Source organism: Streptococcus taonis (assembly GCF_029948085.1).
Classification (GTDB): Bacteria; Bacillota; Bacilli; order Lactobacillales; family Streptococcaceae; genus Streptococcus; species Streptococcus taonis.
The window spans coordinates 81,866-104,106 of record NZ_JARZZP010000008.1 but is presented as its reverse complement, the minus strand read 5'-3'; the positions used below and the strand labels follow the sequence as shown (position 1 = coordinate 104,106).

Genomic DNA, 22,241 nt, shown 5'->3' with positions numbered 1-22,241 from the left:
GTTAAAGCCGTCACATATGACTAACGATTTCAAGACAGAGTTCTAAGGCCTTGTCAAAAGCTTCTGCGCCCCAATCGCGACTATCATAATTTTCTAAATCCGCCAGAGAGTCGGCTGTAAATAGAAGTTGTCCCCAAACGACTCCTCGAAGTTGGGCAACTGCTGCAAGAGCTGCACACTCCATCTCCACAACAGCACAGCCTTCTTCCTTGCGATAGGCAACCTTTTCAGCTGTCTCTCTGTAAAAACCATCTGTCGACCAAGTCATTACCTCTTCATAAGGAATACCTAGTTGTTCCAAAACTTGCTCGATAGCAGAAATCGCTTGAACATGTACATCCATATAACGAGAAGGCGCTGCATAGTGGTAGCTCGTCCCCTCATCTCGCAGAGCGCGAACAGGGACGAGAAAGGCATTTTCCTCAATATCGGCTAGGACTCCACAAGTACCAGTGGAAATGATTTGCTCCACACCATAGCCAATCAACCAATCCATAAACTGGGCGGCCGGGGCAGAACCTACAGGAGCTTGGGCTAGACAAACTTTTTCACCTTTGTAGTCCATGACATAAACCGGGTAGGTCTTAGTGGCAGAAACAAACTCCCCTACGCAATCTGCTTCTACTTCCTGAGCATAACGGTCAATCTCCTCCTCCAAAAATGCATAGATGCACTTCTTTGGCAACTTCAAGTCTAACTCCTCATGCGTTGGCATAAGGACCGCTTGGGGATTGTCGTCAAACTCTAAAATGGGAATCGCATGTTTCTGAATCATAGAATACCTCCTCTAAATTTTTACTATTATATCAAATACAAAGGGAAAGTCAAGATGGGAGGCTAAGTCAAATCAGAAAAACCTACCTTAAGTAGGAAACAACAATTAAATGCTTTTTCCTCTACTAACAAAATTGCTAAAACTTAGGAATTATTTTATAATAGATTGAATTAAAAAAAGTGAGGGAGTTTTATGAAATTCTATTCCTATGACTATGTGCTCAGTCAGATCAGTCAACAGAATTGGGCCATGATTATCGTATCAGCTTTACTGCTTATCGTGACTGGATTTTTTGCATTTAAAGCTTTCAAAGATAAAAAAGGGAGCAAGTTCCGTGAATTATCGCTCATTTCTATTTTGACCTTAATCGCATTCGTTTTGATAAGCATTACGAATCTTCAAAACAGTCAATCCAATGATAATCAATTCCGCTCTTCCCTAAACTTTATCGAAGTCGTTTCAAAAGAATTAGGTGTAGATAAAAAAGAGGTCTATGTCAATACCTCAGCAGTAACTGATGGAGCTATTATTAAGGTTGGCGACAATTTTTATCGTGCCATTAGCGGGACTGACCAAGATAGCTATTTGTTAGAAAAGATGGAACTCTATAAATCAGACGTTGAACTCGTGGAGGTTGAAAAATGATAAGCTTTTTTGCTACGATTGCAATTAAATTGGCCTTGGGGCTACTTTCTCTTGTTTTTGTTATTAACGTAACAGGTAAAGGAAATTTAGCACCAAGTTCTGCAGTAGATCAAATCCAGAACTTTGTTCTCGGGGGTATTATCGGTGGGGTTATCTACAATAGCTCGATTACCATCATCCAATACGTAACAATCTTAATCATCTGGACTATTCTCATCCTGCTCCTTAAATGGTTGAATACCAATATTTCCTTTTTCAAACACTTAATTGACGGGAAACCAACTATTATCATCAAAAATGGTAAGTTAGATCCTGAAGCCTGTCGCACAAAAGGTCTTGCAGCTGCAGATGTAGCTCTTAAATTGCGCGCTCAAGGAATCTTCCAATTGAAGGATGTCAAGAGAGCTGTGATTGAGCAAAACGGACAGCTGATTGTCGTAAGAATGGGTGACGAGAATCCTAAGTACCCAATCATCACAGATGGTGTTGTCCAAGTTGAAATCTTAGAAACCATTGGCAAATCCGAGGAGTGGCTAACTGAGAAATTGAAAGAAGAAGGTTTCGAAGAAGTCTCAAATATCTTTATCGCTGAATATGATAAAGGTCAATTGAATATTGTAACCTATTAAAAAATAAACTGATGCTTTTCGTATCAGTTTTTTGCTTTTTAGCATAAAAGGGTATATACTTAAACCAATATCTGATGTAATTTAGATAATACAAAAAATTAACGGAGGTATCCCCCATGTCAATCGAAGAAAAATTCAACCAAGCTAAAGGTTCTGTTAAAGAAGGCTTTGGTAAACTAACTGGCGATACAAAAACTCAAACAGAAGGAGCTGCAGAAAAGGTAGCTTCAAAAGCTAAAGAAGTTGCTGAAGATGCAAAAGAAGCTGTCGAAGGTGCAGTATCTGGCGTAAAAAACATCTTTAAAAAAGACGGAGAATAATTCTTTCTCGTCCTAATAACATAAGAAACTCTTATTCCAAGCTGTTAATATGCTAGGGATAAGAGTTTTTTCTTTAAATTATTATGTTTTTTAATATTAGAAAATACTTCTTATGATGTGTTGCTCAACCTAAAGCAAAAAGAACTAATTCCTATACTCCTCCTATTTCCACAAACCACCTAAGATTTGTTTTTCCAATAAGCCTAAGTCCTCTTCTCTCATTTCGCCATTGACGCCAACGACATATAGTTGAGAGAAGTAAGCTAACAATGGACCTATACAGATGCGAACCATTTGAGGAATCGTTATCTCTGGATTTACACGTGGATCTGCTAGCAATTCCTTATGAAGCACTCGAAGTTTATCTTGAATAGCATTCCAGATAAAAATCTGTTCATTTTTTAGTTTTTTATTTGAAAAACTCTCTTGTAGAATGATTTTCATCAAGGCACGATTTTTTTTGAGATAGCTCATACGATTATGGACGAGATAACGAACCCTCTCTTCTGTCGTTTCAAAAGCTAAGAGTTCCTCAAAAAAACTACCGAGAATGCCTGGGACTACAGGATGTAAAATAGCCGTCAGTAAATCATCCTTCGTCTTAAAATACTTAAACAAAGTTGCCTGGCTTAGTCCAGCACGCTCCGCTATGTGAAGAGTTGAGGTCCCATGGTAACTCCTGGTTGATATGAGATCCACTGCTGCCTGCATGATTTTTTTCTTTCCTTGAGGGTAATTCGCTTCTTCTAAGTAATCTTCAAACGATTCAAAAACAGTCTTATCCATCCAATCTTCACACCTTTTTAGCATTATTTATGTTGATTTCTAAACTTTACGATAACGACGCAATCCAACAATATTGAGAATTGTTAAAATGATCAAGAAAATCATTAAAACACCAAGATTTGACAAAATATCACCAAGATTGTGTCCGTAAAGAATAATCTGGCTTATTGCATCACCAGAATAGGTTAATGGCAAAAATTTCCCCACAGTTGGAGCCCATTCTCCCATGGATGACAATGGAATAATTCCTGAGAAAAAAAGTTGGGGCATAATCACGAGAGGAATAAATTGCATCATTTGGAATTCTGATTTTGCTAGAGTAGACAAGAGAATTCCAAAAGCTAGTGCTACAAGAGCCAGTACCACATTAACTATTATAACATTTAAAATATTTCCTACAACTTCTACATCTAGTAGCCAAATTGCTGCTAAAACGACAACTGCCGTTTGAAAAATCGCAATAATACCGTAAGACAACATATAGCCATAGACGATTTCAGAACGTTTCACTGGGGTTGCTAACAAGCGATCCAAGGTTCCACTTGTTCGCTCTTTCAACAGTGCCATACCAGAAATCAAAAAGACAAAGAAGAAGACCACAAAGCCAATTAAAATTGGAATCATACGTGCAAAGAATCCAGTATTTTTATCTCCATATTGGTAAGATTCTTTGATTTCAGGCGCCTTTTCATCTAATTTCAATTGTGGAAGAGCTTGTTTGACACGAGATAATAACTGATCGGTGCCTTCATTGACGATACTTGTTCGTAACACTTGTCGTGTCATAGTTGTTTTAGAAGCATCCGTATTTGCGTAGTCGACCTGATACTCACCATCTTTATACGATATGACTGCATCTACTTTCTCGTCAGCTAGAGCTTTTTTAGCCTGATCTAAGTCTTGATAAGTCTCGACGTCCACATGATCGAGCTCATCCATTTTTGTTACCAAACCAGTTGGTAGATCTTGTGTCGCTAACTTGACATTCACGGTTGTACTAGCTGAAAACATGAGGTTCATCAGCCACATAATAAATACCGGCGCTACAAACATCATAGCCAAGGTTCGTTTGTCACGAAGCAATTCTTTGATAACTTTTTTAGCAATAGCAATGGTTCTCATCTTACTCTCCTTCTGCTTTCAAAAAGACTTCTTCAATACTTGAAACTTGATAACTATCTTTTAAGTGTTGCGGTGTATCAAAAGCAATGATTTTTCCACCTAATAATAAGCCGACCTTATCCGTTAACTCTGCTTCATCCATAACATGGGTAGTAACTAATATCCCTACCCCATTGTCTCTAAGCGCGAATAATTCTTTCCAGATTTTCTTTCGAAGAGAAGGGTCGATTCCAACTGTCGGTTCGTCCAAAATCAAGAGCTGAGGATTCCCCAGAAGCGCGACGGCTAAAGACAAGCGTCGCTTCATTCCTCCAGAATAACCGGATACCGTTTTATTCAAATGCTCTGTCAGATCCACAACTTGAGCCACATGGGCAATTTCAGCTGTCAGATCTCTTTTGGATAGCCCTTTTAGCTGACCAAAAAATTCTAGATTTTCTTGACCTGACAAGGCCTCATAAAGAGCATCAGACTGAGCCATATAGCCAATATCACCTAAAATATGACGATTTGGCATAGTATGGTCCAAGACTAAAGCGATACCGCTATCCGCCTTTTCCATTCCTAGCATGGTTTTAATCATAGTTGATTTACCAGCACCTGATGGACCGATTAGACCAATGATTTCTCCAGGCTGTAAATCAAAACCAACGTGATCTAAGACCATTTGACGACCAAAAGATTTTTCTAAATCTTTTAAATGTAACAATTTTTTCATTTGAATCCTCCTAGGTGAGTATTTACTCACTTTTGAAATATAAAACTATTATAGTGAGTATCCACTCACTTGTCAAGTTGAAAGTTGATAGTTGAAAAAAATCTCCCTTCTCTTTCGAGAAAGGAGATTTTTATTTTATGGTCGTCCACCAGGGCCTCCATTTCCTTGAGGGCCACCGCCAGGTGCCCCTCCGCCTCCAGGCATAGAACTGACAATCTCAGTTTGTTTTTCACCATTGAGATAGATATCTCCGCCTGTGTAGGTCGCTGTTCCATCAAAGTCAAAACCAGTTTGACCAGTCATTTTGATGGTTCCTCCATTAACTGTAATATTACCATTTGAGTCAATTGGATCCGTGTCCCCTTGACCAACTTCAACCGTCAAGTTCCCACCATTCATAGTGAAGAAAATTTCACTTTGTTGAGCATTTTTGTTGGCTGCATTGACACCATCATCCGTTGAATAGATGGCGATATCTCCACCGTTGATAGTAATTGACTTACCTTCAAGCCCTTCTGTAGAATTCTTAACGGTATAGGTACCACTATCAATAACCAAATCACCTGATGCGTGGATACCATCATCTCCAGCAGTAACAGTGATGGTATTGTCAGAGAGATACATGGTTCCTACAGATGTGTCCTCATCATTGTCGACCTTAACTCCGTCTTCCTTGGCATCGATAGTCATAGTTGTGCCGGTAATGTTGAGTTCATCATTAACATTAAAGGCATCCCCGACTGCTGTGATGTTGTAGCTTCCACCTGTGATGTGAAGTGTATCATTTGCCTTGATACCATTGTTTTTCTTACCATCTACATTGAGAGTTCCTTTACCGTTGATGGTCAAGTCCACTTTAGAGAAGAGCGCTGCATCCGCTTTTTCGTCACTATTAGTTGCTGAATCTGATAGGCTATTAGTTGTGCTATCTGCTAGAGTTAGGTAAACATGACCGGCTGATGTTGCAGATATAGCAGCATTGGTATTGGTCATGGTCACACCCTTTAGAACAATATGTACATCATCAGTCTTTTCGGCTTCAATCTTGATTTGAACTCCGTCGGATTGACCAGATATGACATAGGTTCCTGCCTTGGAGATTGTAACGGTAGATCCTGATACGGCAACTCCATCACCTGATACCTTCGCTGTTGATTCTGACAAGGTTACAGTTGCTGCTGTCTTTTCATCATAAGAAGTATCATAGTCCTTGTCTGTAAAATAGCTAGTTTTCTTAGCTTCTGTAGTTGATGTCGTTTTCGTTGTCGCAGTATTGCTAGCTGTTGTATTTGAAGTTGACTGGGTACAAGCTGTCACTAGTGCTAGAGTTGCTATACTCGTTAATAAGAATGTCCATTTTTTTGCTTTCATGCTCGTTTCCTCGACTTTCATTTTACATGCTCTTAGTCTACGTGACTTTCCTAAAATAAGCCTAAATTTTTTCTGAAAGTTTTCTTAAGTTTAGTTTCAATTAAGTTAAATTTAACAAAAGTTTTAGAAAAGCCTCCTAAAATCAAACACAAGCAAGTTTACCTTGTTTAAAAATAGTATAACCTAAGATTAGAGGAGAAGGAATTATGAAACCAATCGAAACAACTTTTAAACGGATTGAAACCAAATATATTATCTCCAAAGATAAACTAGACAAACTCATCCAAGATTTAAAGGAATATTTGGTAGAAGATGACTATCCAATTTCAACCATTTCAAATATCTACTTTGATACGGAAGACTTTGATGTCCTCCTAGATGATGATTTTGGAGCTAAGCGAAAAGAAAAGGTGCGGATGCGGACCTATCTCAGCCACCCCAAAGCAGATAGTCAAGTATTTTTAGAAATTAAAACCAAGGACCAAGAAGGAGTTGGTCGCAAATTTAGACTACTCTCAACTCCTATTTCTATCCTTAACTTTATGACCAAAGGGCACTTGGATGCTAGTATTACTGATACAGTTGTCATTGAAAAAGTGAAAAAGCTTCACCAAGATTACAAGCAGGCTATCAAGCCTCGTATGTACATCTACTACGATCGTTATTCATTAAAAGAAAAAAAATACATCGAGGGCTGCAACTATAATAAAATTCGTATCACCATTGACCAAAATCTAATCTATAGAGATGAAAATGTCAGTCTCTTTGCAGGAAATCAAGGGGCTCCTCTATTAGATGACAATACTGTGATTATGGAGATTAAAGCTCCTGGAAACAAACCTCAGTGGTTACAAGACATTCTAGACAAGTATGGTTTGATGGAGCACAAATTTTCAAAATACAGTTGTGCTTACCACAAATCTCAAGGTCTTCCTTATGCACCACGTCCCAGTATAGAAAGCGCAGGTATCGCTTATGCTTAATCTTTTTAATTCCATTTTCAACAACGCCACTGCAAGTGCAGATCCCTTCCAACTACTGCTGTCACTTCTAGTCAGTCTAGTCCTCGGTTTGGCACTTACTTGGACCTACAAATATCGAACCCTCTACACCAGAGAATTTGCTATCAGCTTGACTCTGCTTCCTTGCCTTATGACCTTGGTTATTTTTCTGGTCAATGGGAGCTTGGGTACGTCAATTGCTGTAGCCGGAACCTTTAGTTTGATCCGTTTCCGTTCTGCAACTAGTGGTTCAAGAGAACTGATTGCGATTTTCCTAGCCATGATTATCGGTCTAGCTTGTGGAACAGGCTATCTCTTCTTGGCTATTCTCTTCACCCTCTTTATCTTGGGTGTTTGGTTCCTTTTGGAAAATCAACAGGTCAAAACTGACAATCAACGCCGTAGACTTTTAACAATCACGGTAACTAATCAAGAGAAGATTCAAGATGCTATCCAATCTGCTCTTGACCAATTCTGCTCAGAAATTGACATGATTACGATCAATAGCACAAATGCAGGGGACAACCTTAGCATTGTCTATGAAGTCGAGCTAAAAACAGATGCCGATGATTTCCAAGTGACTAGCTATCTTACACAAAATATTGATCAATGCGATGTGGCATTGACTAAAAAAGCTAAAAAGAGAAAAAATCTCTAAAGACGAAAAACGAGGCTGGGATAAAAATTCCGACCTCGTTTTTTGCTAGCAATAAGTTTTTGATACTGATACTGAGACTGGTTAGGCTATTCGATTTCAAAGAGCTCTTTTGAAAAAGACTTCACTTTCTCTTTCTACAACTTTTAATTTCCTTTAACTGGAATCTCTTTGATAACTCGTGCTGGATTTCCTGCTAGAACTACGTTGTCACCAAAGGATTTTGTAATGACCGCTCCTGCTCCTGCAACGACATTATCCCCTAAAGTAACACCCGGAAGGACAATGACACCACCACCTGCCCAAAAGTTCTTACCAATCGTGATGGGTTTGCCAAATTCTAATCCCGAGTTTCGTTCATCGGGATCCAGCGGATGAAGAGGTGTTAAAAACTGACAATTAGGACCAATCATGGCATTATCACCAATAGTAATCGGACATACGTCCAACATGGTCAGATTCCAATTGGAATAAAAATTTTCTCCCAAATGAATATTGACACCATAATCCACCACCAAGCGAGTATTGATATAGAGATTTTCACCAGTAGAACCAAACCATCCTTTGATGATTCCCATACCTTTTACTGGATCTACCTCTTCATTAAAAGTGGCTTGCTTTTGTCGCGCTGTTTGTGCTAGAGAACGGAGGTCTGGGGCGAATGGGTGATAGGGTTCTCCCGCGATCATTTTTTGATATTCTGTTTTCATGTTTTAATTTCCTTGCTTTTTTAGATGATTGTAGCATAGTATTGTATCTCGAGCAAGTTAAAATAAGTCGCTCTTTATGAATTGAAAATGTGAGTAGAACGCAAACCTAACATTAAATACAAAAAGCGAGCAAAGCCAGTTTTCTGACAATCAGAATTCTGCCTTGTTCGCTTTTTTATCTAGTGGATCCTTCTTAAGAATCTATAGTGAATGATTAATCTTTTCATCTCAGACCTTAAGTAACACCTACTTATTCACTCACTTCAACAGTTTCAACGACTTCTTCTACAGTCGTATCAACTGGAGCTTCTTCTTGTGAAGATGCTAGGTAAGACTCTTCGTTGACTGCTTGTGGTTCAAGGTTACGGTAACGAGCCATACCTGTACCAGCTGGGATAATCTTACCGATGATAACATTTTCCTTGAGTCCAAGGAGATGGTCTTTCTTACCACGGATGGCCGCATCTGTAAGGACACGAGTTGTTTCCTGGAAGGAAGCAGCTGACAAGAAACTATTGGTTTCAAGTGAGGCTTTGGTGATTCCCATAAGGACTGGACGACCTGTCGCTGGTACTCCACCTGCGATGAGAACATCCTTATTAGCATCTGTAAAGTCATTAATATCCATGAGGGTGCCCATGAGGAGATCTGTGTCTCCTGGATCCATGACACGAACTTTACGGATCATTTGACGAACCATTACCTCGATGTGTTTGTCTCCGATTTCTACCCCTTGGCTACGATAAACTTTTTGTACTTCACCGAGGAGATATGTTTCAACTGACAAGACATCACGTACAGCAAGGAGACGTTTTGGTTGGATAGAACCTTCTGTCAATGCTGCACCACGAGAGACTTGGTCTCCAACTTCGACACGCATACGGGCTGTAAATGGTACCACATATTCACCTTCGCCAGTTTCACCCTTAACAAAGACTTTCTTGGTACGAGTTGAAGCATCTTCCTCGATAGCAGTAACTTGTCCTTTGACTTCTGTGATGACCGCTTCCCCTTTAGGATTGCGGGCTTCAAAGATTTCTTGGACACGAGGAAGACCCTGAGTGATATCGGTATTTGAGGCAACCCCACCCGTGTGGAAGGTACGCATTGTAAGCTGTGTACCAGGTTCCCCGATAGATTGGGCAGCGATAGTACCAACTGCTTCACCGACTTCAACCGCATCACCAGTCGCTAAGTTGATACCGTAACAGTGACGGCAGACACCATGACGAGTGTTACATGTAAATACGGAACGGATAGTTACTTCTTCCACACCCGCATTGACGATTTCACGCGCTTTGTCTTCTGTGATCAATTCATTTGGACCAATGATAACTGCACCCGTTTCTGGATGTTTAACAGTTTTCTTAGTGTAACGACCATTGAGACGCTCTTCGAGAGACTCAATCATCTCTTTCCCTTCTGTAATAGAACGGATCAAGAGACCACGGTCAGTTCCACAGTCGTCCTCACGGATGATAACATCTTGGGCAACGTCAACCAAACGACGAGTCAAGTAACCTGAGTCGGCTGTCTTGAGGGCCGTATCGGTCATACCTTTACGAGCACCGTGAGTTGAGAAGAACATTTCGAGTACTGACAAACCTTCGCGGAAGTTTGAAAGGATTGGCAATTCCATGATACGTCCGTTCGGAGCAGCCATCAGACCACGCATACCGGCAAGCTGTGAGAAGTTTGAGATGTTACCACGGGCTCCAGAGTCCATCATCATAACGATAGGGTTCTTAGGATCTTGGTTAGCAATCAAACGTTTTTCAAGTTTTTCACGGGCAGCACGCCATTCAGCTGTAACAGCATTGTAGCGTTCGTCATCTGTGATCATACCACGACGGAATTGTTTTGTGATTTGTTCTACACGTTTGTGTGATTCTTCGATGATTTCAGCCTTGTCTTCAACGACTGGAATATCAGCAATACCCACTGTCAAACCTGCAAGGGTTGAATGGTGGTAACCGAGGTTCTTCATACGGTCAAGTAGGGCAGAAGTTTCTGTCGTACGGAAACGTTTGAAGATTTCAGCGATGATATTTCCAAGGTTTTTCTTCTTGAATGGAGGGTTAAGTTCAAGATTGCTGATTGCTTCCTTGATATCTCCACCAAGTGGCAAGAAGTATTTAGCTGGAACGCCTTCTGTCAAGTTGGCATTATTTGGTTCTTGCAAGTAGGGTAGGCCTTCTGGCATGATATCGTTAAAGAGGATTTTACCAACAGTTGTAAGCAAGATTTTGTGTTTTTGCTCTTCTGTCCATGGTTTGTTGAGGCTGTCTGTTGCGATACCAACACGTGAGTGCAGGTGAACATAGCCATTACGGTAAGCCATAACAGCTTCATCACGGTCCTTGAAGACCATTCCTTCACCTTCGCGACCAGCTTCTTCCATGGTCAAGTAGTAGTTACCCAAAACCATGTCCTGAGATGGAGTAACAACTGGTTTACCATCTTTCGGATTCAAGATATGCTCAGCAGCCAACATCAAGATACGAGCTTCTGCTTGGGCTTCTTCTGAAAGCGGTACGTGGATGGCCATTTGGTCCCCGTCAAAGTCGGCATTGTAGGCTTCACAGACAAGTGGGTGCAAGCGAAGGGCCTTACCATCAATCAAGACAGGTTCGAAGGCTTGGATACCCAAACGGTGAAGGGTAGGTGCGCGGTTCAAAAGCACTGGGTGTTCTTTGATCACTTCTTCTAGGATATCCCAGATACGTTCATCTCCACGTTCTACCAAACGTTTAGCCGCTTTAACGTTTTGCACGATATCGCGAGCTACGATTTCACGCATGACGAATGGTTTAAAGAGCTCGATAGCCATTTCACGTGGCACACCACATTGGTACATCTTAAGAGTTGGACCAACGGCGATAACAGAACGACCTGAGAAGTCAACACGTTTACCGAGCAAGTTTTGACGGAAGCGTCCTTGTTTACCTTTGAGCATGTGGCTCAATGATTTAAGTGGACGGCTACCTGGTCCTGTGATCGGACGACCACGACGGCCATTGTCAATCAAAGCGTCAACCGCTTCTTGAAGCATACGCTTCTCATTTTGAACGATGATACCTGGCGCGTTCAACTCAAGCAAACGAGCCAAACGGTTGTTACGGTTGATCACACGACGGTATAGGTCATTCAAGTCAGATGAGGCAAAACGGCCACCATCCAACTGCAACATTGGACGAAGATCTGGTGGAATAACTGGAAGGATGTTAAGAATCATCCATTCAGGTTTGTTTCCAGACTTGTGGAAAGCATCCAAAACATCCAAACGACGGATAGCTTTCACACGTTTTTGTCCAGTAGCTGTTTTCAACTCTTCTTTGAGTTCAGCAATTTCTTTTTCAAGATCTACTTGTTTCAAGAGGTCTTGGATAGCTTCGGCACCCATTTTAGCAACAAATGACCCGTAGCCATATTCACGCAAGCGCTCACGGTATTCACGCTCTGTCATGATAGACTTGTGCTCAAGTGGTGTATCCTTTGGATCAATTACCACGTAAGCAGCAAAGTAGATAACTTCTTCGAGAGCACGAGGGCTCATATCAAGGGTCAAGCCCATACGGCTTGGAATCCCCTTGAAATACCAAATATGAGATACAGGAGCTTTCAACTCGATGTGTCCCATACGTTCACGACGAACTTTCGTACGCGTCACTTCAACCCCACAGCGGTCACAAACAATCCCTCTGTAACGAATACGTTTGTATTTTCCACAAGCACATTCCCAGTCTTTTGTAGGACCAAAAATGACTTCGTCAAATAGTCCTTCACGTTCTGGTTTCAACGTACGGTAATTGATTGTTTCAGGTTTTTTGACTTCTCCATAAGACCATGAACGGACTTTACTTGGAGAAGCTAGTGTGATTTGCATACTTTTAAAACGATTTACGTCAACCACTATTTCTTCCCTTTCTATTCTAAGTGAGCTACTTATTCTTGTTCAGTAGCTTCTTCTGTTGCTTCCGCTTTTGCGCCTTCTTCAGCTTCAAAAGCAGCTTTTGCTTCTTCAGCAGCTTTTTTACGTGCTTTTTCAAGGTCATCTACGTGGATGACATCTTCGTCCATGCCCTCATCAAGATCACGAAGTTCAACTTCTTGATCATCTTCGTCAAGGACACGCATGTCAAGACCAAGTGATTGCAATTCTTTAACAAGAACTCGGAAGGATTCTGGAACACCTGGTTTTGGAATTGGTTTTCCTTTTGTAATAGCTTCATAAGCTTTCAAACGTCCGTTAATATCGTCAGACTTGTAAGTCAAGATTTCTTGAAGGACATTTGACGCACCGTAGGCTTCAAGCGCCCAAACCTCCATCTCACCGAAACGTTGTCCACCAAACTGAGCTTTCCCTCCGAGTGGTTGTTGCGTAACGGTCGAGTAAGGTCCGACTGAACGAGCGTGCAATTTATCATCAACCATGTGGTGGAGTTTGATCATGTACATGACTCCGACAGAAACACGGTTGTCAAATGGCTCACCAGTACGTCCATCGTAAAGGATAGTCTTAGCATCGCTATCCATACCAGCTTCTTTAACAGTTGACCAAAGATCTTCAGAACTTGCTCCGTCAAAGACTGGTGTTGCGATGTGAATACCAAGAGTACGAGCCGCCATACCAAGGTGAAGTTCCATAACCTGACCGATATTCATACGTGATGGCACCCCAAGTGGGTTCAACATGATGTCGACTGGAGTTCCGTCTGGAAGGTAAGGCATATCTTCTACAGGAACGATACGAGAGACAACCCCTTTGTTTCCGTGACGTCCGGCCATCTTATCTCCGACCTTGATCTTACGTTTTTGAGCGATGTAGACACGAACCAGCATGTTAACACCTGATTGCAATTCATCTCCATTTGCACGTGTAAAGATCTTAACATCACGAACGACACCATCGGCACCGTGAGGTACACGAAGAGAAGTGTCACGAACTTCACGAGATTTGTCTCCGAAGATAGCGTGCAAGAGACGCTCTTCAGCTGAAAGATCTTTTTCACCCTTAGGTGTTACTTTACCTACAAGGATATCCCCTTCTTTAACCTCAGCACCGATACGGATAATACCCATTTCGTCAAGGTCTTTAAGGGCATCTTCACCAACGTTTGGAATTTCACGAGTGATTTCTTCAGGCCCAAGCTTTGTATCGCGAGTTTCTGATTCGTATTCTTCAAGGTGGACAGATGTGTAGACATCGTCTTTGACCAAGCGTTCGCTCATGATAACGGCATCCTCGAAGTTGTAACCTTCCCATGTCATGTAGGCAACGATTGGGTTTTGTCCAAGCGCCATTTCTCCATTTTCCATAGAAGGTCCATCTGCGATAAAGTCGCCTTTTTCTACAACGTCACCAACTTTAACAAGCGTACGTTGGTTGTAGGCAGTACCTGAGTTTGAACGACGGAATTTTTGGATATGGTAAACATCCAATGAGCCATCTTCACGACGAACTTCTACTTTGTCAGCATCGGCATAAGTAACTTTACCATCATACTGAGCAATAACAGCCGCTCCAGAGTCATGGGCTGCTTGATATTCCATACCAGTACCAACGTAAGGTGCTTTTGGATCAATCAATGGTACAGCCTGACGTTGCATGTTGGCACCCATGAGGGCACGGTTGGAGTCGTCGTTTTCCAAGAAAGGAATACATGCTGTCGCAACGGCAACTACCTGTTTTGGAGAAACGTCCATATAATCAACACTTGAAGCTGGGTATTCTTGGTTAACCCCTTGGTGACGTCCCATGACAACTTTTTCAGCAAAAGTGCCATCTGCGTTCAATTTAGAGTTAGCCTGTGCTACTGTGTACTCATCTTCTTCATCAGCAGTCAACCAAACGATTTCGTTAGTTACTTTTCCAGTTTCACGGTCAACCTTGCGGTATGGTGTTTGAATGAAACCATACTTGTTGAGGTGTCCGTATGAAGACAAGTTGTTGATCAAACCGATGTTTGGTCCCTCAGGTGTCTCGATTGGACACATACGACCATAGTGAGTGTAGTGCACGTCACGCACTTCATATCCAGCGCGGTCACGTGTCAAACCACCAGGTCCTAAGGCTGACAAACGACGTTTGTGTGACAACTCAGAAAGTGGGTTGTGTTGGTCCATGAACTGTGACAATTGAGAAGAACCAAAGAATTCTTTAATTGCTGCAGTTACTGGACGGATATTGATAATTTGTTGTGGTGTTAGTACTTCGTTATCTTGAACAGACATACGTTCACGAACGTTACGTTCCATACGTGAAAGTCCAAGACGCACTTGGTTGGCAAGCAATTCACCAACAGCACGAATACGACGATTTCCAAGGTGGTCAATATCATCCACACGACCAATACCTTCTGCCAAGTTGAGGAAGTAGCTCATTTCAGCCAAGATATCTGCAGGTGTTACAATGCGAACTTTATCATCTGGATTCGCATTACCGATGATAGTTACAACACGATCTGGATCAGTTGGTGCAACAACCTTGAATTTTTGAAGAACAACTGGATCTGTTACTACAGCAGCATCATTTGGAATGTAGACAATCTTGTTCAAATCGCCATCCAAATGGCTTTCAATGCTCTCAATCACGCTACGAGTCATGATTGTTCCAGCTTCTACCAAGATTTCACCTGTTTCAGGGTCTACCAATGGTTCAGCAATTGTTTGGTTAAGCAAACGTGTTTTAACATTGAGTTTTTTATTGATTTTGTAGCGACCAACTGCAGCCAAGTCATAACGACGTGGGTCAAAGAAACGAGCTACAAGCAAGCTACGTGAGCTTTCAGCAGTCTTAGGCTCACCTGGACGAAGGCGTTCGTAAATTTCCTTCAAAGCTTCGTCTGTACGAGAGTCCATTGGGTTCTTGTGAATATCTTTTTCAACAGTGTTACGAACAAGATCGCTATCACCAAAGATATCAAAGATTTCATCATCGCCTGAGAAACCAAGCGCACGAACCAAGGTCGTAAATGGAATCTTACGAGTACGGTCGATACGAGTGTAGGCGATGTCTTTTGAGTCGCTTTCAAGTTCCAACCAAGCTCCACGGTTAGGGATAACAGTTGAACCGTAACCCACTTTACCATTTTTGTCTACCTTGTCATTAAAGTAAACACCTGGAGAACGCACCAACTGTGATACGATGATACGTTCACCACCGTTGATGATAAAGGTTCCCATCTCAGTCATGATTGGGAAATCACCAAAGAATACTTCCTGTGTCTTGATTTCGCCAGTTTCTTTGTTAATCAAGCGGAAGGTTACAAAGATAGGTGCTGAGTAGCTGGCATCGTGGATACGAGCTTCTTCAAGCGTATATTTAGGTTCTTTGATTTCGTAGCCAACAAATTCCAACTCCATTGTGTCTGTGAAGTTTGAAATTGGCAATACATCTTCAAACACTTCCTTCAGACCATGGTCTAGGAAATCTTTGAATGAATCAGTTTGAATTTCAATCAAATTTGGTAAGTCAAGAACTTCTTTGATTCTTGAAAAACTACGACGGGTACGATGTTTCCCGTATTGAACGTCATGTCCTGCCAAGATGATTCTCCTTTTTAAATAAAGTTCCAAGCTTAGTGACCTAAGCTAGTAATTATCGTTAGATGGTTCTAAAAACCCTATCAACTTATCCCCCTCGACTAATTTTCAGAATCTTTAAATCTTTGTTACAAAGGTCGAAAAACCTGAAAAAAAGCACAAAAAGAGCAGCTAAATCCGACTTTTTCAGGAGATTTAACTGCTGTGAGCCTTGTCCGGACAATATTTCAGACAAAACCTACGACAAATGATTATTTATATTATACCCTATTTAGCTAGATTTTTCAAGGGTTTTAAAATATTTTTCTCTTCCTCTAATCCGTTAATTATCTACATCTTTCTCTGGAAAATCAGGTCCATATTTAGGAAAACGCTTGCCTTAACTATTCCCTCATGCTATACTGTTATTGAAATTAATAGACAGGAGACATTTTATGAAAACAGCTAAAACCACTGTTACAATCGTTTCTGCACTTGCATCTGTCATCTTATTGACCAGCTGCGCCACAAAATCCACAGAAACACAAACATCCGCTAATAACTCATCTGACAATCAGATTACAATGACTTACGACCAACTACGGTCTAGAGAAAATACCATGTCAACTCTCTGGTATCAAAAAGCGGCCGAAACAAAAGCCTTGTATCTACAAGGTTATAATGTTGCTACAGATCGTCTAAAGGAATTACTGAAAACAGAATCAGACAAGCCTTATTCGATTGTTTTGGACTTGGACGAAACTGTCTTAGATAACAGTCCTTATCAAGTTCAAAATGTCAAAGACGGAACAGCATTCACACCTGAAAATTGGGATGTTTGGGTCCAAAAAGCTACTGCAAAAGCCGTTCCAGGTGCTAAAGATTTTCTCCAGTTTGCCGACCAAAACGGTGTCCAAATCTACTATATTTCTGACCGCTCAGTCAACCAAGTAGATGCTACCATTAAAAATCTAGAAAACGAAGGTATTCCTGTACAAGGACGTGACCACCTCATGTTCCTAGAAAGTGGCGTAAAATCCAAAGAAGGTCGTCGCCAAGCTGTTCAAGAAAAAACAAATCTTGTATTACTATTTGGTGATAACCTTGTAGACTTTGCAGATTTTTCTAAAACTTCTGAAGCTGATCGTGACAAACAACTTGAAGAATTGCAAAAAGAATTTGGTGAAAAATTCATCATCTTCCCAAATCCAATGTATGGATCATGGGAAACAGCGGTCTACGGTGGTAATAAACTAGATGCCAAAGGACAAGTAGAAGAACGCGAAAAAGCCTTGCAAGGTTTTGACAAGTAAAGGAAGCTTGCTACTCAATAAACTCATAAGTACATAGAGGTAAGCAAAAGCTTCTCAACTTACAAGTTCAAAAAAGCGGACAAGAAAGAATTCTGATAACCAGAAAACTTTCCTGTCCGCTTTCGCTTTTATCATTGCGGGTTGTATCTCAGTGAGCCAAGCTAATCTGTCCTTTTCTCTATAGTAATTTTCTTCCCTAATTTTAAAGATTTCTATCTGTCCACTCTGACTCGGGTCACAATACCATCTCTGTCAGTCACACTAAACTCTGTAGACGAAAGCCACTGAGTTAAGGCCTTGCTCGTTTGAGATTGCGCAAATACTTTTAATAATTCCTCTTTATTCTCAACTTCAACGATATAGTAGGCAAGACCTGTCATTCCATGCTCACGAGGAGCTAAGTTCTTACCACCCCATTCATTGACAGCCAAATGATGATGATAATCTCCTGATGCTATCCAACTGGCATGTGGAATGGTGAATTTATCCTCAAGACCTAGAGACTCTTGATAGAATGAACTCGCTTCTCGGCTATTCTTAACAGATAGATGAACATGACCCATGCGAGTGCCACTTGCAATGACAAAAGGATCCAGTTCTTTGCCTAGTTCATAGATAGCTTGGGCGGATAGCTCTTCTGTCACCCCAATAATTCGTCCGTCCTCACGAATATCCCACTCGGTCACAGGCTTATCTCTGTATAGTTCAATGCCATTGCCCTCTAAATCTTCTAGATAGATAGCTTCACTATAGCCATGATCAGCTCCACCAACTAGTGGAATCTTTAGGTCTAATAAGTGTTTAAAAACATTTGCCAAATCTTCTCGACTCGGTAAAAGGAGAGCCATGTGATAAAGTCCGTAAGTCTGCTTGGGATTACTAGTATCATCTGTCTTTATCAGTTTAACAAGAGCTTTATCCCCAGCACCCAAAAGAGTCTCTCCTTCCGATTGACTCAATATCTCTAACCCAAGCAACTGATGATAAAAGGCTGTCTGACTTTCTAAATCCTTGACATTTAAAGCCACCTCGGCCAAATGAATCTGACTATTATATTGGTAAACCATAGAAAACCTCTCTTTGTTGTAACTTTTTTTGTTACATTAATTATACACCTTTCTCAACCAATGTCAAGCCAGATGCTCAACGCTGATAAAACAAGAAAAATCCTCCCATGTTGGAAGGATTGTTTGGATTTAATGAGCCAACATTTCTTGGGCGATTCCTTGACCAGATAAGCCATCTGGATAGTAGGTTGGCCAGTTATCCATTTCTTCAAAGAGGGCTTCCTGGCTAGTGCCTCCAAAGAAGATATGGAAATGCTCTGCCTTGACTGGGGCGATATTGTGGTCGCTAAACTGAACATACTTAAATTGTCCAGCATCCGCATCTGTCGCTTCAAAGAGATAACGAACTCCTCGATTCCCTTTCTTATAAGTCAAAATTTTCTTGCCGACATACTTGTATGTATATTTCTTACTTTGATCACCTTGGATGAATTCCATAGTGTTATCCGTGATATTAATCTTAGATACATCGGTTTGATAGCCCTTTTGATAGTAGGCTTTGTATTCATCCTTGGTCATTTTACCAGTCAATTTAGCCTTGTAGTCAAAGACTTGATCTAGAGTACCATCTTCAAGGAAAGGATAGACTGACTGCCAGTTGCCAGCATAGTCACTTAAGGTACGATCCTTGACATCTGTATCCTCAAAGTAACCATTTTGAACGGTTTTAGTTTCCTCTGCTTTTTCTGGTTCAATTTCTGCCCCTGCCTGGTCAGTTGTTTGCTTGAGGGCCTTGAGATTTTTCTCCATGACAGAGATATAGTTTTCTCCAGCTTTCATGTCCTCTTCGGTCAAGCTTTCCAGAGGATTCAGAACGTCTAACTTAACTCCTGTTTCTTTTGAGAGAGTATTAGCTAGGGCTTGTGAGGCATTTTCTTCAAAGTAGATATAAGAAATCTTGTTTTTCTTGATATATTCGGTCAATTCTGCCAAGCGGCTTGCTGAAGGCTCCGCATCTGGGGAAAGACCTGAGATAGAAACTTGATTGAGTCCGTAGTCTAAAGCTAAGTAACGAAAGGCAGCGTGTTGAGTCACAAAACTCTTTTGTTTTGCACTAGAAAATCCTTCAGTATAGGCCTTGTCCAAGGCTTGTAGTTTTTCGATATAGGCAGCTGCATTTTGCTCGAAAGTCGCCTTCTTATCTGGATAGTCAGCTGAAAGACTATCACGGATGTACTCTACAAGCTTAATGGCACGCGCAGGAGACAACCATACATGAGGGTCATACTCGTGATGATGACCTTCTTCACCGTGATCATGGTCTTCCTCTTCTTCACTTCCTGGAAGAAGCAACATATCACCAGTCGCCTTGATTGTTTTTACTTTTTTCGCATCTAGTGAATCTAAAAGCTTGGGAACCCATGTTTCCATGTTCTCATTTTCATAAACAAAGGCATCAGCATCTTGGATTTTAGCGACTGCCTTAGGCGACGGTTCATAGTCATGTGGTTCTGTTCCAGCCCCAATCAAGAGCTCGACATTAGCTGTGTCTCCCGCTACTTGCTTGGTAAATTCGTAGACAGGATAGAAAGTTGTGACAATATTTAATTTTCCGTCTGCTTGTTTTTGATTGGAACAAGCCACTAAGAATAGTGTCACAAGACTTGCCAAAAGTAGGCCTAGTTTTTTCATTTTCTTCTCCTATTTGATAAAACGTTTGAGTAAGCTGACTAACAAAAAGACAACTACAAAGATAATGGTAATACTTGCACTCGGTGGTGTCTCTGCATAATAGGATATATAAAGCCCTGCTACCATACCTAGAAAACCAATAACGCTGGCAAGAATCATCACCGAACTAAAGTTCTTCCCTAGACGTAAAGCGATACTAGCTGGCAAGACCATGATAGTTGATACCAAAAGTGCTCCCGCAGCGGGTATCATGAGAGCGATAGCAACCCCCGTCACCATGTTAAAGAGGATAGACATAGTACGCACTGGAAGGCCATCTACAAAAGCTGTATCCTCGTCAAACGTTAAGATGTACATGGGTCTTAAAAAGAGGAAGGTCAGTATTAAAACAACCGCTGCAATGACAAAGAGCCCAATGACCTGCTCTTGACTAATGGTCACGATAGAACCAAAAAGATACTGATCCAGACTCATCGAACTAGAACTCTTCCCCTTACTCATAACAATAAGTGAAACTGCAAGTCCTGTAGACATGAGAATAGCTGTCCCAATCTCCATAAAGCTTTTATAAACAGTACGCAGGTATTCAAGGAAGACCGCTGCAATCAAGACAATGGCAATGGTTGAGATGGTCGGAGAGATTCCCAAAACCAAACCAAAGGCAACACCCGAAAGTGAGACGTGACTCAGAGTATCACTCATGAGACTTTGACGGCGCAAAATGAGGAAGGTCCCAAGGACTGGTGAAAAGAGGCTCATGGCAATAACTGCCAAAAAGGCCCGCTGCATAAAATCATAAGAAAATAGATTAAGCATGCTCCACCTCCTGGTCATTTTCATGGACATTGAAACAACGCCATGGCGAATCTTGGTCACGAACAAGGTGGATATTGCGATCTGCGTAATCCTTGACTTCTTCAGGATCGTGAGTAATCATCAGAACAGCCTTGCCATGATGGTGAGCACTATGGTGCATGAGCTCATAAAATTCATTCTTGGTACCTGCATCCATCCCAGTCGTTGGCTCATCCAAGATAAAGATATCTGGATCTGAAGCAAACATACGTGCAATAACCGCTCTTTGCTTTTGCCCACCAGAGAGAGAACCAATCCGTTTATCCCGATGTTCCCACATACCGACAGAGTTTAAACTGGCCTTGATATGTTCCTCATCATGGGCATTCAAACGACGGAACCAACCCTTTCTTGGATAGCGACCTGATTTGACAAACTCATAAACAGTACTAGGAAAGCCTGCATTAAAACTGGCGATCTGCTGAGGAAGATAGGCGATTCTTAGCTTTTTCCCATGAATATTTATCTTTGAGATGGTTACTTTCCCAATTCTCGGTTGTAAAATACCTAGACTAGCTTTGATAAGAGTAGTCTTTGCCGCTCCATTTTCTCCTGTCAGTGTGACAAATTCCCCACTATCAACACTGTAATTGATATGCTCAAGCACAGGTTCCTTGTCATAATAGAAGGACAAATCCTCTACTGTGATGTATCTCATTACTTGATTTCTCCTACTAAAGCAGTTAAAAACCGCTGGATAATTTTTTGTTCGTTTGGTGTGAACTGAGTGGCAACCTGCTCATAAGTCGAGAGGGTATGTTCATGATGATGGTGGTGTTCCTCAGCAATAGGTCGAGCCAAGTCTGTCAATTGATAGAAGACAACGCGAGCATCCTTAGGATCCTTAGACGTTTCTAACATTCCCTCCTTAACCAGGGATTTGATAGCCTTGGTAACGGCAGCTTGACTAACATTGAGACGACGCGCCAACTCAGAGTTGGTGAGCGAATCCTCTGATAAAAGCATGAGAATATGCTCCTGGGTATTGGTCAAGGCTACATCACTGGTACAATGGCCAATCAAAATTTCATGCTGATTTTCCGCCTTGAGAATAATCTCATTTAAAAATTGATCGATATCTTTTGCCAACTGTCTCATGATTTGCTCCTTTCTCAGAA

At 41.3% G+C, this 22,241-nt stretch carries 19 protein-coding genes; 6 read left to right on the top strand and 13 right to left on the bottom strand.

The genetic code is table 11. The annotated features are described in order from the left end of the window. Nucleotides 1–10 precede the first annotated feature (10 nt). Nucleotides 11–775 (bottom strand): nucleoside phosphorylase, encoded by a 765-nt coding sequence (locus tag QEZ38_RS05825; protein ID WP_281335307.1) that lies wholly within the window; start codon nt 773–775, stop codon nt 11–13. A gap of 192 nt (nt 776–967) precedes the next feature. Between QEZ38_RS05825 and QEZ38_RS05820 the strand changes: the two genes are divergently transcribed. From QEZ38_RS05820 to QEZ38_RS05810, 3 genes are all read left to right on the top strand, one after another. Continuing rightward, nucleotides 968–1,420 (top strand): DUF3290 family protein, encoded by a 453-nt coding sequence (locus QEZ38_RS05820; protein ID WP_281335306.1) that lies wholly within the window; start codon nt 968–970, stop codon nt 1,418–1,420. Then, nucleotides 1,417–2,049 (top strand): DUF421 domain-containing protein, encoded by a 633-nt coding sequence (locus QEZ38_RS05815; protein ID WP_281335305.1) that lies wholly within the window; start codon nt 1,417–1,419, stop codon nt 2,047–2,049. The genes QEZ38_RS05820 and QEZ38_RS05815 overlap by 4 nt, the downstream gene beginning before the upstream one ends. 116 nt (nt 2,050–2,165) lie before the next feature. Further along, a complete protein-coding gene (locus QEZ38_RS05810; protein WP_006153995.1) occupies nt 2,166–2,369 on the top strand; it encodes a CsbD family protein in 204 nt (67 codons plus the stop codon). A 162-nt stretch (nt 2,370–2,531) separates the two neighbouring features. Here QEZ38_RS05810 and QEZ38_RS05805 read toward each other — a convergent pair whose 3' ends face one another. The 4 genes from QEZ38_RS05805 to QEZ38_RS05790 all read right to left on the bottom strand — a co-directional run bounded on the left by QEZ38_RS05805 (nt 2,532) and on the right by QEZ38_RS05790 (nt 6,366). Continuing rightward, the gene (locus QEZ38_RS05805; protein ID WP_049508119.1) at nt 2,532–3,155 is read right to left on the bottom strand and encodes a TetR/AcrR family transcriptional regulator; all 624 of its coding nucleotides are present in this window, start codon (nt 3,153–3,155) and stop codon (nt 2,532–2,534) included. A 39-nt stretch (nt 3,156–3,194) separates the two neighbouring features. Then, nucleotides 3,195–4,277, bottom strand: coding sequence for an ABC transporter permease (locus QEZ38_RS05800; RefSeq protein ID WP_006154045.1), 1,083 nt, complete (start codon nt 4,275–4,277; stop codon nt 3,195–3,197). A gap of 1 nt (nt 4,278) precedes the next feature. Next, on the bottom strand, nt 4,279–4,995 hold the full coding sequence (locus QEZ38_RS05795) for an ABC transporter ATP-binding protein (RefSeq protein WP_021144116.1): 717 nt from the start codon (nt 4,993–4,995) through the stop codon (nt 4,279–4,281). A gap of 135 nt (nt 4,996–5,130) precedes the next feature. Continuing rightward, a complete protein-coding gene (locus QEZ38_RS05790; RefSeq protein ID WP_281335304.1) occupies nt 5,131–6,366 on the bottom strand; it encodes a carbohydrate-binding domain-containing protein in 1,236 nt (411 codons plus the stop codon). 206 nt (nt 6,367–6,572) lie between these two features. Here QEZ38_RS05790 and QEZ38_RS05785 point away from each other — a divergent pair, with 206 nt between their 5' ends. After that, nucleotides 6,573–7,349, top strand: a complete 777-nt coding sequence (locus QEZ38_RS05785) for a polyphosphate polymerase domain-containing protein (RefSeq protein WP_248034404.1) — start codon at nt 6,573–6,575, stop codon at nt 7,347–7,349. Continuing rightward, nucleotides 7,342–8,025: a DUF4956 domain-containing protein gene (locus QEZ38_RS05780; RefSeq protein ID WP_248034405.1), complete on the top strand. Its 684-nt coding sequence runs from the start codon at nt 7,342–7,344 to the stop codon at nt 8,023–8,025. The genes QEZ38_RS05785 and QEZ38_RS05780 overlap by 8 nt, the downstream gene beginning before the upstream one ends. A 143-nt stretch (nt 8,026–8,168) precedes the next feature. Here the strand turns inward: QEZ38_RS05780 and QEZ38_RS05775 are convergent, their stop codons facing one another. The 3 genes from QEZ38_RS05775 to rpoB all read right to left on the bottom strand — a co-directional run bounded on the left by QEZ38_RS05775 (nt 8,169) and on the right by rpoB (nt 16,280). Next, nucleotides 8,169–8,732, bottom strand: coding sequence for a sugar O-acetyltransferase (locus QEZ38_RS05775; protein WP_248034406.1), 564 nt, complete (start codon nt 8,730–8,732; stop codon nt 8,169–8,171). Nucleotides 8,733–8,982: 250 nt separating this feature from the next. Beyond that, nucleotides 8,983–12,645: a DNA-directed RNA polymerase subunit beta' gene (rpoC, locus tag QEZ38_RS05770; protein ID WP_281335303.1), complete on the bottom strand. Its 3,663-nt coding sequence runs from the start codon at nt 12,643–12,645 to the stop codon at nt 8,983–8,985. 32 nt (nt 12,646–12,677) lie between these two features. Then, nucleotides 12,678–16,280, bottom strand: a complete 3,603-nt coding sequence (gene rpoB, locus QEZ38_RS05765) for a DNA-directed RNA polymerase subunit beta (RefSeq protein WP_281335302.1) — start codon at nt 16,278–16,280, stop codon at nt 12,678–12,680. Nucleotides 16,281–16,711: 431 nt separating this feature from the next. On the opposite strand from rpoB, the gene QEZ38_RS05760 reads away from it, so the two are divergent. After that, entirely contained in the window at nt 16,712–17,569 is an 858-nt protein-coding gene (locus QEZ38_RS05760) for a 5'-nucleotidase, lipoprotein e(P4) family (protein ID WP_281335301.1), read from the top strand. A gap of 212 nt (nt 17,570–17,781) precedes the next feature. Here QEZ38_RS05760 and QEZ38_RS05755 read toward each other — a convergent pair whose 3' ends face one another. The 5 genes from QEZ38_RS05755 to adcR form a co-directional block, all read right to left on the bottom strand. After that, nucleotides 17,782–18,636: a VOC family protein gene (locus QEZ38_RS05755; protein ID WP_281335300.1), complete on the bottom strand. Its 855-nt coding sequence runs from the start codon at nt 18,634–18,636 to the stop codon at nt 17,782–17,784. A 129-nt stretch (nt 18,637–18,765) separates the two neighbouring features. Beyond that, nucleotides 18,766–20,268, bottom strand: coding sequence for a zinc ABC transporter substrate-binding protein AdcA (locus QEZ38_RS05750; RefSeq protein ID WP_281335299.1), 1,503 nt, complete (start codon nt 20,266–20,268; stop codon nt 18,766–18,768). Between the two features lie 9 nt (nt 20,269–20,277). After that, nucleotides 20,278–21,084 (bottom strand): metal ABC transporter permease, encoded by an 807-nt coding sequence (locus QEZ38_RS05745; RefSeq protein WP_061863957.1) that lies wholly within the window; start codon nt 21,082–21,084, stop codon nt 20,278–20,280. Continuing rightward, nucleotides 21,077–21,781: a metal ABC transporter ATP-binding protein gene (locus tag QEZ38_RS05740; RefSeq protein ID WP_075232376.1), complete on the bottom strand. Its 705-nt coding sequence runs from the start codon at nt 21,779–21,781 to the stop codon at nt 21,077–21,079. The genes QEZ38_RS05745 and QEZ38_RS05740 overlap by 8 nt, the downstream gene beginning before the upstream one ends. Further along, entirely contained in the window at nt 21,781–22,221 is a 441-nt protein-coding gene (gene adcR / locus QEZ38_RS05735) for a zinc-dependent transcriptional regulator AdcR (protein ID WP_075232375.1), read from the bottom strand. Before adcR ends, QEZ38_RS05740 begins: the two co-directional genes overlap by 1 nt. Nucleotides 22,222–22,241 lie beyond the last annotated feature (20 nt).

Coding starts and splice junctions, on each gene's coding strand:
- QEZ38_RS05825 (WP_281335307.1), bottom strand. CDS start 775: ATGATTCAGAAACATGCGATTCCCATTTTAGAGTTTGACGACAATCCC.
- QEZ38_RS05820 (WP_281335306.1), top strand. CDS start 968: ATGAAATTCTATTCCTATGACTATGTGCTCAGTCAGATCAGTCAACAG.
- QEZ38_RS05815 (WP_281335305.1), top strand. CDS start 1,417: ATGATAAGCTTTTTTGCTACGATTGCAATTAAATTGGCCTTGGGGCTA.
- QEZ38_RS05810 (WP_006153995.1), top strand. CDS start 2,166: ATGTCAATCGAAGAAAAATTCAACCAAGCTAAAGGTTCTGTTAAAGAA.
- QEZ38_RS05805 (WP_049508119.1), bottom strand. CDS start 3,155: ATGGATAAGACTGTTTTTGAATCGTTTGAAGATTACTTAGAAGAAGCG.
- QEZ38_RS05800 (WP_006154045.1), bottom strand. CDS start 4,277: ATGAGAACCATTGCTATTGCTAAAAAAGTTATCAAAGAATTGCTTCGT.
- QEZ38_RS05795 (WP_021144116.1), bottom strand. CDS start 4,995: ATGAAAAAATTGTTACATTTAAAAGATTTAGAAAAATCTTTTGGTCGT.
- QEZ38_RS05790 (WP_281335304.1), bottom strand. CDS start 6,366: ATGAAAGCAAAAAAATGGACATTCTTATTAACGAGTATAGCAACTCTA.
- QEZ38_RS05785 (WP_248034404.1), top strand. CDS start 6,573: ATGAAACCAATCGAAACAACTTTTAAACGGATTGAAACCAAATATATT.
- QEZ38_RS05780 (WP_248034405.1), top strand. CDS start 7,342: ATGCTTAATCTTTTTAATTCCATTTTCAACAACGCCACTGCAAGTGCA.
- QEZ38_RS05775 (WP_248034406.1), bottom strand. CDS start 8,732: ATGAAAACAGAATATCAAAAAATGATCGCGGGAGAACCCTATCACCCA.
- QEZ38_RS05760 (WP_281335301.1), top strand. CDS start 16,712: ATGAAAACAGCTAAAACCACTGTTACAATCGTTTCTGCACTTGCATCT.
- QEZ38_RS05755 (WP_281335300.1), bottom strand. CDS start 18,636: ATGGTTTACCAATATAATAGTCAGATTCATTTGGCCGAGGTGGCTTTA.
- QEZ38_RS05750 (WP_281335299.1), bottom strand. CDS start 20,268: ATGAAAAAACTAGGCCTACTTTTGGCAAGTCTTGTGACACTATTCTTA.
- QEZ38_RS05745 (WP_061863957.1), bottom strand. CDS start 21,084: ATGCTTAATCTATTTTCTTATGATTTTATGCAGCGGGCCTTTTTGGCA.
- QEZ38_RS05740 (WP_075232376.1), bottom strand. CDS start 21,781: ATGAGATACATCACAGTAGAGGATTTGTCCTTCTATTATGACAAGGAA.
- adcR (WP_075232375.1), bottom strand. CDS start 22,221: ATGAGACAGTTGGCAAAAGATATCGATCAATTTTTAAATGAGATTATT.